Source organism: Pseudomonas fragi (assembly GCF_900105835.1).
Taxonomy (GTDB): Bacteria; Pseudomonadota; Gammaproteobacteria; order Pseudomonadales; family Pseudomonadaceae; genus Aquipseudomonas; species Aquipseudomonas fragi.
Genome location: NZ_LT629783.1, coordinates 4,047,605 through 4,060,945, shown reverse-complemented (window position 1 = coordinate 4,060,945; position 13,341 = coordinate 4,047,605). Strand labels below are relative to the sequence as shown.

11 protein-coding genes are annotated in these 13,341 nt (G+C 58.7%); 5 read left to right on the top strand and 6 right to left on the bottom strand.

Translation table 11 applies throughout. The features are described from left to right. Positions 1-109 precede the first annotated feature (109 nt). Positions 110-382 carry a PA4570 family protein gene (locus BLU25_RS18660; protein ID WP_083369770.1) on the top strand — a complete coding sequence of 91 codons (273 nt, stop codon included), beginning with the start codon at positions 110-112 and terminating at the stop codon, positions 380-382. A 62-nt stretch (positions 383-444) separates the two neighbouring features. Here the strand turns inward: BLU25_RS18660 and BLU25_RS18655 are convergent, their stop codons facing one another. Further along, positions 445-1,062 (bottom strand): FKBP-type peptidyl-prolyl cis-trans isomerase, encoded by a 618-nt coding sequence (locus BLU25_RS18655; protein ID WP_016779413.1) that lies wholly within the window; start codon positions 1,060-1,062, stop codon positions 445-447. Positions 1,063-1,205: 143 nt separating this feature from the next. Further along, complete coding sequence (locus BLU25_RS18650; RefSeq protein ID WP_016779412.1) at positions 1,206-1,694, bottom strand: TIGR00645 family protein; 489 nt, start codon at positions 1,692-1,694, stop codon at positions 1,206-1,208. 142 nt (positions 1,695-1,836) lie between these two features. On the opposite strand from BLU25_RS18650, the gene BLU25_RS18645 reads away from it, so the two are divergent. Further along, positions 1,837-3,669, top strand: a complete 1,833-nt coding sequence (locus tag BLU25_RS18645) for a hypothetical protein (protein ID WP_016779411.1) — start codon at positions 1,837-1,839, stop codon at positions 3,667-3,669. Between the two features lie 8 nt (positions 3,670-3,677). On the opposite strand, the gene BLU25_RS18640 is transcribed toward BLU25_RS18645, so the two are convergent. Both BLU25_RS18640 and BLU25_RS18635 read right to left on the bottom strand, forming a co-directional pair. After that, positions 3,678-3,995 (bottom strand): PA4575 family protein, encoded by a 318-nt coding sequence (locus BLU25_RS18640; RefSeq protein WP_016779410.1) that lies wholly within the window; start codon positions 3,993-3,995, stop codon positions 3,678-3,680. Positions 3,996-4,278: 283 nt separating this feature from the next. Then, a complete protein-coding gene (locus BLU25_RS18635; protein ID WP_083369769.1) occupies positions 4,279-6,717 on the bottom strand; it encodes a Lon protease family protein in 2,439 nt (812 codons plus the stop codon). Positions 6,718-6,990: 273 nt separating this feature from the next. Here BLU25_RS18635 and BLU25_RS18630 point away from each other — a divergent pair, with 273 nt between their 5' ends. The 3 genes from BLU25_RS18630 to BLU25_RS18620 all read left to right on the top strand — a co-directional run bounded on the left by BLU25_RS18630 (position 6,991) and on the right by BLU25_RS18620 (position 9,720). Then, positions 6,991-7,479 carry a DUF3015 domain-containing protein gene (locus BLU25_RS18630; RefSeq protein ID WP_029611228.1) on the top strand — a complete coding sequence of 163 codons (489 nt, stop codon included), beginning with the start codon at positions 6,991-6,993 and terminating at the stop codon, positions 7,477-7,479. 79 nt (positions 7,480-7,558) lie between these two features. Then, entirely contained in the window at positions 7,559-9,412 is a 1,854-nt protein-coding gene (locus BLU25_RS18625) for an Lnb N-terminal periplasmic domain-containing protein (protein ID WP_016779408.1), read from the top strand. Between the two features lie 14 nt (positions 9,413-9,426). After that, positions 9,427-9,720, top strand: coding sequence for a chorismate mutase (locus tag BLU25_RS18620; protein WP_016779407.1), 294 nt, complete (start codon positions 9,427-9,429; stop codon positions 9,718-9,720). A 118-nt stretch (positions 9,721-9,838) separates the two neighbouring features. Here BLU25_RS18620 and gdhA read toward each other — a convergent pair whose 3' ends face one another. Together gdhA and ettA are read right to left on the bottom strand one after the other, a co-directional pair. Then, complete coding sequence (gdhA, locus tag BLU25_RS18615) at positions 9,839-11,176, bottom strand: NADP-specific glutamate dehydrogenase (RefSeq protein ID WP_016779406.1); 1,338 nt, start codon at positions 11,174-11,176, stop codon at positions 9,839-9,841. Between the two features lie 362 nt (positions 11,177-11,538). Further along, complete coding sequence (gene ettA, locus BLU25_RS18610) at positions 11,539-13,233, bottom strand: energy-dependent translational throttle protein EttA (protein ID WP_016779405.1); 1,695 nt, start codon at positions 13,231-13,233, stop codon at positions 11,539-11,541. Positions 13,234-13,341 lie beyond the last annotated feature (108 nt).

The window sequence follows — 13,341 nt, the reverse complement described above, 5'->3', positions numbered from 1 at the left end:
TTGATCCGCAGCAGTTCTAACGCAGAAAGATCAGAAATCCGCCAATAGGCACTTGCTATTAATTGAATAAGAATTATTCTCATTGGTATTCATCAAGGAGATGACGACCATGACTTATTTAATTGATGCCTGGCTGGACCGTCCACACCCATACCTGCGAATCCTGCATCGGGAAACCGGGGAAGTCTGTGCGGTACTGGAAGAAGAAGCACTCAACGAGCTGCAGGATCAGGGCGACCTGGATTTCACCGGGCTCAACTCAAGCGAGCCGGTAGTGCTCAAGGAACTGGTACGCAATCTGTTCCTGTTCTGCTATGCCCGGGCATTGCGCCCGTGCGGTACAACTGACACTCACCCGCACCACGCCAAGCTACAAATATGACGGCGCCGATGTAGCTGCGGGTTTGCCAGCAAACCCGCAGCCAACGTCAAACCCTGGGGTTCTTACAGAACGTCCAGCAGCTCAACGTCGAATACCAGCACGCTGTGCGGAGCAATGCTGCCAACGCCTTGGGCGCCGTAAGCCAGTTCGCTCGGCACATAGATGCGCCATTTGCTGCCGGCGTTCATCAGTTGCAGGGCTTCAGTCCAGCCGGCGATCACGCCGCCAACCGGGAATTCAGCTGGCTGACCACGATCGTAGGAGCTGTCAAATACAGTGCCGTCGATCAGGGTACCGTGGTAGTGAACACGCACGGTGTCTTCACGCGATGGCTTGGCGCCTTCACCGGCAGTCACAACTTCGAATTGCAAGCCGGAAGCCAGGGTGGTGATGCCGTCTTTCTTGGCGTTTTCAGCCAGGAAAGCCTTGCCTTCGCCTGCTGCAGCTTCTGCCTTGGCAGCTGCTTCAGCTTGCATGATCTCGCGGATCACCTTGAAGCTTGCCGACATTTCTTCCTGACCTACACGGCTTTCCTTGCCCGCGTAAGCGTCAGTCAGGCCAGCCAGGATGGCGTCCAGGCTGATGCCAGGTGGCGGGTTGTCGCGCAGCTGGTCACCCAGCTGACGGCCAATGCCGTAGCTGACGCGAGTTTCGTCGGTCGACAGATTTACTTCGGACATAACACTGCTCCGCTGTGGGGGGTGCCCGGAAAAACCGCGCTAGCCGCGGCTGGCGAACACCCCGAACCAAAAAAGGGCCAGCAGACTACCACAGCCCCCAAAGCCTTCGCAGCCCGGGTTGGCGCGCAACCTGCGGGCAGCCCTTAGTGTTTGGTCAATTTATCCAGGTAGCCCATCGCAAACGCCGAAACCACAAAGGTCATGTGAATGATCACATACCACATCAGGTACTCGGTCTCGATATTGCGTGCATCCATAAATACCCGCAGCAGATGGATCGATGAGATCGCCACGATCGATGCCGCGACTTTCATTTTCAACGAGGTGGAGTCCATCGTGCCCAGCCAGCTGAGCTTCTCCTTGTGCTCGTCGATATCCAGTTGCGAGACAAAGTTCTCGTAGCCGGAAATCATCACCATCACCAGCAAACCGCCCACCAGCGCCATGTCGATCAGCGACAGGATGACCAGGATCAAATCCGACTCAGTTAGCGCAAACACGTTGGGGATTACATGAAACACTTCCTGGAAGAACTTCAACGCCAAAGCCAGCAGGCCCAGCGAAAGCCCGAAGTAAATTGGCGCCAAAATCCAGCGCGAGGCGTACATTGCATTTTCGATAAAGCGTTCCATTGAATCTCACAGGACGTAACAAAATGGGCGCGAGTATATCAGTGAGAAAAGCACCGTGTTAAAGGGCTGGAAACAGCCTGTAAAAACATTTTCTGCTAGTGTCCACACCCTCAGCATTGTTTACGGACAGGAAAACCGAACCATGGATCTGCGATTCCCCTTGGCTTGTTTTGGGTTCTCGATGGCATTGCTCGCGGTCGGCGGCTGTTCTCCTGACGACGAACACCAGCAGGCCAGCCTGGAGCAGCGCAGTGCAGCGTTCGAACAGAGCCTGGACGGCATCAAGGATCAGCAACTCAAAGATGCTGTGGCCGACCTCGGCGGGTCCCTGCTGTTGCTCGAACGTGCGCGCCTCAAACTGCAGGACAAGCCGATCGAGACCGAATACGGCGCCGATGACCTGGCATTGCTCAAGCACTACCCCAGCAGCCAGGCGCTTACCGATACCTATATCAACGGCTTGTTTGTACTGCGCAAGGCCTCAAGCTCCGATTACCTGACGGACCTGGAACCGGTATTCCCGTTTCCGCTCAACAGTGCAGCCGAGTTCCCGTTCCCCCATGCCCTGGAATGGCAGTCGGTGACCCTGAGCAACAAACAAGTGGTGCCCTTCCAGCCGGAGTGGTCCGAAAGCGACCCGGGTATCCAGCTAAGCCCCTCCAGCGCCAACCTGAGCAACCCCGACGACCTGACTGTCACTTACCCCTATATCGACGGGGTTGAAACCGCCAATACCCAACAGCCCCAGCCCATGACCCTACAGGGCAAGGTCGAAGTCATCGCGCCTGGCAAAGTGGTCAACTTCAACCTCACGGCCAAGGACGTGGGTAAAACCCGGACCGACGGCACAATCAGCGTCACCCTGCTGGCACTGGGCAAGAACTTTGCAGAGGTGGACATCGTCAACAGCGCTCCCCTGGCCGAGCAAGTGCGCGACACCCCGCTCAATCCGCTGATCATCCAGGCCCGCGACGCAAGCGGGCAGTTCCTTACACGTTCGGGATCGATCAACGAAAATGCCGAGCAACTGGCGTTTTATCAGCAACAACTGGCCGAGATGCTCAAGCAAACCGCCTGGAGTGACGCGTTCGAGCAGCAACTGGATAACGAGCAGAAGGCCTTCGACCAGCTGCACCCGCACCACTACAGCAAGGTGTTCTTCAACGGCACGGTGGCCAATGTCGATATCAATGTGCTCGATTTCTCAAGCGCTATCGTCACCCGCAAGGCCCTCGACCTGCCGGTGCGCATGCTGGACAAAAACGTGGTGGGTAAAGAGATCCAGCCCCTGGCGCTCAACGTCGTGGTGTATGACGATCAGGCCGCCAACGCGCTAAAAGACGCCACGCTGGCACCCGAGCAACTGGAAAAGAGCGTAGTGATCAGCCAGTCAGTGGAAGATGCCAGCGCCGCGTCCCTGGAGTTCAGCCACCCGGCTACGTTCAACAGCGAAATGCTCGGTGCGCTCCCGGACAAGTCTGACGCGCCGGTCACCTTCTTTGCCGAAGACGACAAGGGCAATCGCAGCGAGCCGCTGGAATTGCCTGCCGAAGCCTTCGATGTGGACCCGCACGCAGGCGTTATCACCTACGACCTGAACCTGTTTCCCGAAACTCCGGCCTATGCGGTTGGCTCAATCCCGCTGTTTATCGCGGATATCGACAAACAGGTGCTGGATATCGCCCACCTGCCCAAAGGCCTTGAGCTCAAGGGCAATGCCCTGATCGTTGATCAAAACGTGTTCCCGGCCGAGGCCTGGCGCTTTTTTGCCAAGGACGATACGGGGAATTATCTGAAGGAAGTGACTGCCGTCAGCCACAGCACCGAGCCCGATGGCCCGCCGGTGTTCGACGTGCATTACTTTTATGGTCAGCCGACCCAACTGGAAAGCTATGCCCGCACCGCGCTCAACCCTGTCGAGTACGGGTTTGAAGTCAAACTCGACAAGGCCCCGGAAGCCAGCACACCACGCTAAAACACTGCCTAGCGCAAGGCCTGACAACGCCCGCCATTGATCTGACGCAGCTGGGCCTGCACATGCAGGCACCAGATTTGCGGATCGTCAGCCAGTTGATAGCCATGCAGGGTCAGGCTTTCAACGATGGATTCAAGAATGGTTTCGGCCACGAACGGCCCGGGGAAAGGGCCCTGCGCCTTGATCGTGGAGGGTTGTTCGCCTGCCAGGCCAGCGGCGAAGAGCAGCGTCCACATCCCGTTATTGCCTGCCAGCGGTCGAATGCTGCATTCAATACGGGTCACCAGGCCCAAGCATTGGCGAGTAAGGCAAAGGTTGCGCGACATGACGGCGACCCTCGGTAGAGCCTGTCTTCAGCCGCAGACTACGGGCTGCATCGATCCAGTGACGACAGTTGTGTCCATGCCATCAGAATAGAAGAAATTCTGAGTATGAAAAGTCGCCAATGACCAACGGCTTTGTCGATTGGCATCGCAAAACTGTGGGAGCGGGCTTGCCCGCGATGCCAACGCCGCGAGGGCCATGACAGACTGTGCCTGCCTGCATCGCAGGCAAGCCAGCTCACACAATCCGCGCGCTTGCCGCTCCCACAGGTTTCGCTTTAAGGGATCAGGCCGGTTTTTTTGCGGCCAGGGCTTCCGCCAACAACTCCTTTTCGGCTTCCTTGAGGTCGTCGTCGTTGATCATTTCAGCAATCACCCGCAACCGCTCGACCACTCGGGCGTTAACGCTGCCTTCAGGGAACTGGCCCTCGGCATCCGGTTCACCGGCAGGCTCGCCCACCAGCAGGCTCAAAGCCTCATCGGCCTGGCGTACCGCGTACACATGGAACTTGCCCTCGCGCACTGCCTGCAGAACCTTCTCGTCGAGCATCAAGGTCGCTACGTTGGCCTGCGGGATAATCGCACCCTGCTCGCCTGTCAGCCCACGCGCTTCGCAAAGGCGGAAGAAGCCTTCGATCTTCTCGTTAACCCCGCCCACCGCCTGCACTTCGCCGAACTGGTTGATCGAACCGGTAATGGCAAAACACTGCTTGAGCGGTGTTTTGGACAGTGCCGAGATCAGCGTACAAGCCTCACCCAACGACGCACTGTCGCCATCCACATAACCGTAGGATTGTTCCAGCGCGATACTGGCCGAAATCGCCAGCGGGAACTCCTGGGCGTAACGGCTGCCCAGGTACCCGGTCAGGATCATCACCCCCTTGGAGTGAATCGGCTGGCCCAGATTAACCTCGCGTTCGATATCGACAATGCCGCTGCCACCCGGGTACACCGTGGCGGAAATTCGTGCAGGCACGCCAAACGCCGAGTCGCCGACTTCGAGCACGGTCAGGCCGTTGCACTTGCCCACGGCCGCGCCATCGGTGTCGATCAGGATGATCCCCGCCAGCATGTCATCGAGGATGCGCGCCGACACACGCCCGGTGCGGGTGGCCTTGGCCTTGAGGGCACGCTCGATATGGCCCGCGTCGGTCATCTCGTCGCTCGCCAGGTGACGGATGAAGTCCGCCTCGCTGACCAATTGGAACAGATCGCCAATACGCGCCGACAAACGTCCCTGATGCTCGGCCAGGCGCGCGCTGTAGGTGGCCAGGCGTGCCACGGCCCCGGCGGTCAATGGCGCCATGCCCTCTTCCGAGGTGCGGGTGGTGAGCAATTGGGCGAACTGCTCCAGGCTCTCGTCGACCATCGGGATATCTTCGTCGAAATCCACCAGTACGCGGAACATCTCCTGGAAGTCCGGATCCAGGTCCTGCAACGTGTAATACAGCTGGCGCGCACCGATGATGATGACCTTGACCTGCAGCGGGATAACCTGCGGGTTAAGGGTCACGGTGGCCAGGCGGCCCATCTCGCCCAGCGGCGATTCCATTTTCAGCTTGCGCGATTGCAGGGCGCGTTTGAGGGCATCCCAGACAAATGGCTCGCTGAGCATTTTCTCGGCTTCAAGAATCAGAAAGCCGCCATTGGCACGGTGCAAGGCGCCGGGGCGCAGCTGGCGATAGGTGGTGTACAGCGCGCCCTGGTCAGTGCTGTATTCGATACGGCCAAACAGGTTGTCGTAGGTCGGGTGCGGCTCGAACACCACCGGTGCGCCGCCACTGAGCGGCTGGCCCACCACCAGGCTCGGCAGGTACTGCTCATCGAGCAGCTTGCGCGCCTGGGCGTCGGTCTTGCTGTCGTCGACCAGTTGCTCGACCACGGTTTTCAGCAGGTACACCTGCATCGCCTGCAGATAGCCGCACACCGCAGCATTTTCGGCGTACTTCTGCGACAGCGGCGACAGCAATGGCTGCAGGGCCAGGGTAATGGTTTCTTCATTCAACTGGCGCAGCTGGTTGTTCGACTCGCGCTTCCACTGCGGCAGGCTGGCCAGCTCTTCGTTCAGTCGCTCTTCCAGTTCGGAAATATCCTCGTGGAAGCGTTCGCGATCGGCTTCAGGCAATTGCGAGAATTCGGCTTCGTCCAGCGCCTTGCCATCGCTCATCGGCGTGAAGGCCACGTTGCTGCTGTCGCGATACAACGCCACGCCTTTTTCCAGGGCCAGGCGCTCGATCACATCCAGGGCGCGGTCATAACGCTGATTGAAACCGCGATCGATCGCGCTTTTGCGCTGTTGATAAGTCGGGTGTTCGAACACGGCCGGGAAGGTTGCCAGCAGGTTGTCGATCAAATGGTTGATATCGCCAATAAAAGCGCCCGCGCTACTGGAAGGCAATTCCAGGGCTCGGGGCTCGCGGGGTTCGTCAAAGTTGTTGACGTAGACCCAGTCGCTCGGCGACTTCAGGCGCTTGCCCTCGGCCTTGAGGTAGCGTTTGACGAACGAGAAGCGACCCGTACCCGGCTCGCCCATGACAAATACGTTGTAACCCGGGCGAGGCATGGCCACGCCGAACTGCAAGGCTTCGACCGCACGTTCCTGGCCGAGAATGCCGCGGAAAGGTTCCAGATCATTGGTGTTCGAGAAGCTGAACTGTTCAGCAGAAAAAGGACGGGTTAGCGCATCAGGCGCTAGACGCAAGCTGGTGGCAACAGAATCAGGCATCGGGCTTCCTTACATCGGGCGGGGCAGATGGCAGCATTCTGGCGCTGGCTGTACATCACTGGCAAGGCGTACAACACGGGAAAACTCGCCCCCCAGTGTTTACGGGGGTGAAATGTGTTCCGGCAGAGATTGTTTTACAAAAAATCACGGAACCTGCCGATCGTGCCTAGACTCCAAGCTGTTACGCGGCTGGAAGGCATAACTGGCCCGTACTGGCGCTTCAGGGCCAGAAACCCTTGTCCATTGGTTGCACACCTATAGAGAACACAGCTTATGAAACGGATTCTTCTTGGTACTCTCTTTACAGTTGTTTCCCTCAATGCCATGGCCCAGGCACCGGGCGGCCCGAACTGCGGTTGGGGCAACATGTTGTTCGAGGGCCAGCGTGGCACCCCTGCCCACTTCCTGGCATCCACCACCAACGGCACGTCCGGCAACGCCACCTTCGGCATGACCTCCGGCACCAACGGCTGTACCACCAAGGACGCCCTGACCTACGGCGGCAAATCGTGGATTGCCATGAATGGCATGATGAACGAGCTGTCCGAAGACATGGCCAAAGGCAATGGCGAAGCACTGACCACTTACGCGGTGGTCCTGGGCGTCGCCCCTGAAGACCGCGAGCACTTCGCCGCCGTCACCCACGAGCACTTCCAGCAGATCTTCAGCAAGGCCGATGTCACGGCTGAAGACGTTCACTCCAACACCCTGGCCATCCTCAAGGGCGATGCACGCCTGGCCAAGTACGCCACCGCGGCGTAAGTCAATGAGACCTGCCCGCTCCTCCCGGAGCGGGTATTCTCCTGCTTCACTTCCCTTCGTCTGACAACAGTTGCCGAACATGCTCAAACGCCTTGCCTACCTGGCGCTCTGTGCCTGCGCCCCGCTGTATGCCGCACCCCATATCGACGATCAACGTGTGCAGCAGTTGGCCAACGACCCGTTCTGGATCTCACTGGGGCATTACGAAGCCGGCAAGCTGAGCGGCTGGCGAAGCTATGTCAGCGACGACAAATTCTTTCTCGCCCCCGACGGCGCCCATCACCCCGATGCCGAACTGCGCGCTACCGTCGAGGCGTTGTATGCGCCCTTGAGCCTGGGCGACAAGCACCCGCAATGCGTCTACCCGGCCCGCACCCGCTGGCTCAAGGCCCAACTGAACCTGAACGATCTGCCCAAGGCCGAGTGCGCAGAGTTCACGCAGTGGTTCAAGGACGTTGCACCACACAGTACGGTGATGATTTTTCCGGCGGCCTACCTCAACAGCCCGTCCTCCATGTTCGGCCATACCCTGCTACGCATCGACCAGGCCGACGTGCAACACAACAAGACCGCCCTGCTCAGCTATGCGATCAACTTCGGCGCCTATATCGAGGGTTCCGACAACAGCATCCTGTATGCCTGGAAGGGCTTGGCCGGTGGCTATCCGGGCCTGTTCGCGCTGGTGCCCTACCAGGAAAAACTCTCGGAATACCGCAGCCTGGAAAACCGCGACCTGTGGGAATACCGGCTCAATCTGACACCCGAAGAAACCCAGCGCATGGTTGAGCATGTGTGGGAACTCAAGCAGATCCAGTTCGACTATTTCTTCTTCGACGAAAACTGCTCCTATCGCCTGCTGGAGCTGTTGCAAGTGGCCCGCCCCGGCCTGCAACTGACCACGCAGTTTCCATTGACCGCAATCCCTACCGACACGGTAAAAGCAGTCAAGGAAGCCGGGCTGGTGGAAAGCATCGAATACCGCCCGTCCCGTGAACGTGAATTGCTGGACCGGGCCAAAGCCCTCGACCCCGAAGAACAGCAATGGGTATTGCAGGTCAGCGCCGATCAGGCCCAGTTGCAAAACCCGACATTCAAGGCGCTGCCCAAAGCGCGCCAGGCACTGATTATCGACGCCGCCTACCGGCTTGAGCGTTACCGGGCCAATGGCCTTGAGCGTGACCCCGCGCGCTCACAGCGCAGCTTTGAACTGTTGCGGGCGATCAACCAGAACCCGGCGCCCGAATTGCAGGTGGAAAAACCCGAGCTGCCCGAAAACGGCCATGAGTCGCGCACCTGGCAACTGGGTGCCGGTAGCCGTGACGACAAGGCATTTGCCGAATACGGCTTGCGCATGGCCTACCACGACCTCAACGACAACGGCCCGGGCTTCCCCCTGGGCGCGCAGATTGAAATCCTGCAACTCAAGCTGCGCCAGTACGAAGGCAACCAGTGGCAAGTGCAGCAACTGGACCTGGCCAATATCCGCTCCCTGACGCCGCGCAATGACCTGCTGCAACCCTGGTCATGGCAAGTGGGCGGCGGGCTGGAGCGGGTGCTGGGCAAACACGGCGACGAAAACCTGGTCAGCCATGTCAACGGCGGTGCAGGTGGTACCTGGCAATTGGCGGACAACCTGCTCGGTTTTGCGCTCGGGACGGTGCGCATCGAGCACAACAACGACTTCGCGGCGTTTGTGGCCCCTGCAGCCGGCTTTGATACGGGGCTACTGTGGCGTAACCCGGTGGGCAACCTGAGCCTGGAAGCCAAGGGCGACTACTTCACCAACGGTGAAATCCGTCGTAGCCTGAGCCTGAATCAGCAATGGGAAGTTTCGCGCAATCTGGGTCTGCGCCTGAGCGCACAGCGTGAATTCAGCAAGCTGACCACCCCCGTCAACGAGGTGATGCTGGAGTTGAAGTGGTATCACTACTAAGGAGTTTTTAAGACATGGCTGTTAACTGTGATTCCCTTGAGCAAGTGCGCGAGAAAATCGACGGGCTGGATCGCCAGATTGTCGGCTTGATCGCCGAGCGCGGGGCTTACGTATCGCAAGCGGCACGTTTCAAGAAAGACAGCGATGCGGTCAGGGCGCCGCAACGGGTTGAACAGGTAATCGGCAAGGTACGGGCCCTGGCCGATGAACTGGGCGCCAACCCGGACGTCACTGAGAGCGTGTACCGCGCCATGATCGCGGCCTTTATCGAACAGGAACTGACGGAGCATCAGGCGCTTGCAAAATAGACAGCCCCCCCCTCTGTGGGAGCGGGCTTGCTCGCGATTGGATCGACGTGATGCAACAGATACACCGCGTCGCTTGCATCGCGAGCAAGCCCGCTCCCACACAGGGGTTGGGAGGGGCTTACACCACGCCCTGCGCCAGCATCGCGTCGGCGACTTTGACGAAACCGGCAATGTTCGCGCCTTTTACATAGTTGATCCGGCCGTTTTCTTCGCCGTAATGTACGCAGGCATGGTGGATCGACTGCATGATGTTGTGCAGCTTGCTGTCCACTTCGCCCGCCGTCCACAGCAAGCGCATGGCGTTTTGCGACATTTCCAGCCCGCTGACCGCCACGCCACCGGCGTTGGATGCCTTGCCAGGTGCGAACAAAATACCGGCCTCGATAAACACATCGACCGCTTCCAGGGTAGTCGGCATGTTCGCGCCTTCTGCCACACAAACGCAGCCATTGCTCAGCAATGTACGCGCCGCCTCGGCGTCCAGCTCATTCTGGGTCGCACATGGCAGCGCGATATCACATGCCAGGTTCCACGGGTGCTGGCCTGCCAGGAACTCCACGCCGAATTGCCCCGCCAACTCGCTGATACGGCCGCGCTTGACGTTTTTCAGCTCCATCAGTGCTTCCCACTGCTCCTCGCTCAGACCGGCTTCGCAGTACAGCGTGCCTTCGGAGTCCGACAGCGAGATCACTTTGCCGCCCAGGTCCATGACCTTGCGCGCCGCATATTGCGCCACGTTACCCGAACCGGAAATCGCCACGCGCTTGCCATCGATACGCTGGCCGCTGCGCTTGAGCATTTCCTGGGCGAAGTACACACAGCCAAAGCCGGTGGCTTCAGGGCGGATCAGGCTGCCACCATAGCTCATGCCCTTGCCGGTCAGTACGGAAGTGAACTGGTTGCTCAGGCGCTTGTACTGGCCAAACATAAAGCCGATTTCGCGCGCACCAACACCGATGTCGCCTGCTGGCACATCAACATCCGAACCGATATGGCGATACAGCTCGCTCATAAAGGCCTGGCAGAAACGCATGACTTCGGCGTCGCTCTTGCCCTTGGGGTTGAAGTCCGAACCACCCTTGCCGCCGCCCATAGGCAGCGAGGTCAGGGAGTTCTTGAACGTCTGCTCAAAGGCCAGGAACTTGAGCACGCCCAGGTTCACCGACGGATGGAAACGCAAGCCGCCCTTGTACGGGCCAATGGCGCTGTTCATCTGGATACGGAAGCCGCGGTTGACCCGCACCTTGCCTTCGTCATCCACCCAGGAAACGCGGAACACGATCGCACGCTCAGGTTCGCAAATGCGCTCAAGAATGCCTGAAGTCAGGTAATGGGGATTGGCTTCAAGAAATGGCCACAGACTGCGCAGAACTTCTTCCACTGCCTGATGGAATTCAGGCTGGTCCGGGTCACGTTTTTTCAGGCGGGCAAGGAACTGGTCGACGGATTCGATCATGGTAAGTCTCGGCAAATTTATTGTCGTTAAACGGAGATTGACCGGAACTTTATCAATTCATGTGGCACCGCGACAGCGCAAAATGTCGCAGTTATGAATTTAAATGGTGCATTTATATAAATCGCACCGATTTATCGGGGTTTTGCGCACCAAAAAAATACTTCTTGTACCCAGTTTTGCACCAACTTATAAACGCCAAAATCCCATTGTGGGAGCGGGCTTGCTCGCGATTCAGTCGCCGCGGCCTTCCAGGCAAACCGAGGTGATGCCATCGCGAGCAAGCCCGCTCCCACAGGGACAGTATTGCTCTGCTAAAAAAAAACGGAGCCCCGAGGGGCTCCGTCTTTTCTTGCAAACTGCCCTTACTGGGCCAGTTTTTTGTGACGCACACGGTGCGGCAGGGTAGCCGCTTCGCCGAGGCGCTTTTTACGGTCAGCTTCGTACTCGGTGTAGTTACCTTCGAAGAAGATCGCCTGCGAGTCGTCTTCGTACGCCAGGATGTGAGTCGCGACGCGGTCAAGGAACCACCGGTCGTGAGAGATCACAATGGCGGCGCCAGGGAAGTCCAGCAGGGCTTCTTCAAGCGAACGCAAGGTCTCAACGTCAAGGTCGTTGGACGGTTCGTCGAGCAGCAGCACGTTGGCGCCCTCTTTCAAGGTCAGTGCCAGGTGCAGGCGACCACGCTCACCACCGGACAGGTCCTTGACGAACTTCTGCTGATCGCCACCCTTGAAGTTGAAACGACCTACATAGGTACGCGACGGGATTTCGTAGTTACCGATGCGGATCACATCGGAACCGTCAGAAATCGCCTGGAATACGGTCTTGCTGCCATCCAGGTCGTCACGGCTCTGGTCCACACAGGCCAGTTGCACAGTGTCACCGATTTCGATGCTGCCCGAATCCGGCTGTTCCTTGCCCATCAGCATGCGGAACAGGGTCGACTTACCGGCACCGTTACCGCCGATCACGCCGACGATGGCGCCTTTAGGCATGGCGAACGACAGGTTGTCGATCAACACGCGATCGCCATAACCCTTGGATACGTTCTTGAACTCGATCACCTTGTCACCCAGGCGCGGACCGGCCGGGATGTAGATTTCGTTGGTTTCGCTGCGCTTCTGGAATTCCTGCGATTGCAGTTCTTCGAAACGCTGCAGACGGGCCTTGGACTTGGACTGACGCGCCTTGGCGCCTTTACGCACCCATTCCAGCTCGTCTTTCATGGCCTTTTCATGGGCCGACTGCTGCTTGGATTCGGCAGCCAGACGATCGGACTTGGCTTGCAGCCAGCCCGAGTAGTTGCCTTCGTAAGGAATGCCCGCACCGCGGTCAAGTTCCAGGATCCAGCCTGCTACGTTGTCCAGGAAGTAACGGTCGTGCGTAATCGCAACCACGGTACCCGGGAAGTCGTGCAGGAAGTGCTCCAGCCAGGCCACCGAATCAGCATCCAGGTGGTTGGTCGGTTCGTCGAGCAGCAGCATGTCCGGGGCCGACAGCAGCAGGCGGCACAGGGCCACACGGCGCTTCTCGCCACCCGACAGGTGCTCGACCTTGGCATCCCAGGCCGGCAGGCGCAGCGCATCGGCGGCGACTTCCAGCTGGCGCTCAAGGTTATGGCCGTCGCCAGCTTGCAAAATGGCTTCGAGCTTGGCCTGTTCAGCGGCCAGCTTGTCGAAGTCGGCATCCGGGTCGGCGTATTCGGCGTAAACCTGATCCAGACGCGCCTGGGCGTCCTTGATCACGCTCACGGCTTCTTCCACCACTTCGCGTACGGTCTTGTTTGGATCCAGCTGCGGTTCCTGCGGCAGGTAGCCGATGTTCAGGTCTGGCATCGGACGCGCTTCGCCGTCGAACTCGGTGTCAACGCCCGCCATGATTTTCAACAGGGTGGATTTACCCGAACCGTTGAGGCCCAGCACGCCGATTTTGGCGCCCGGGAAAAACGACAGGGAGATGTTTTTCAGGATTTCCCGCTTCGGCGGCACAACTTTGCCCAGCCGATGCATGGTGAAAACGTAAGAGCCTGTTTTGCCTGCTTTGTCACTTTTTGACATGGTTTGATTCGCCTTTAATCCTGTGTTTTCAGTGCTTTAATGGTAGCGAAAACGCTTAAATTCTGGAAAGCAAAACGTTAGGTTTTGCATTGACCTTACCCTGTTCCT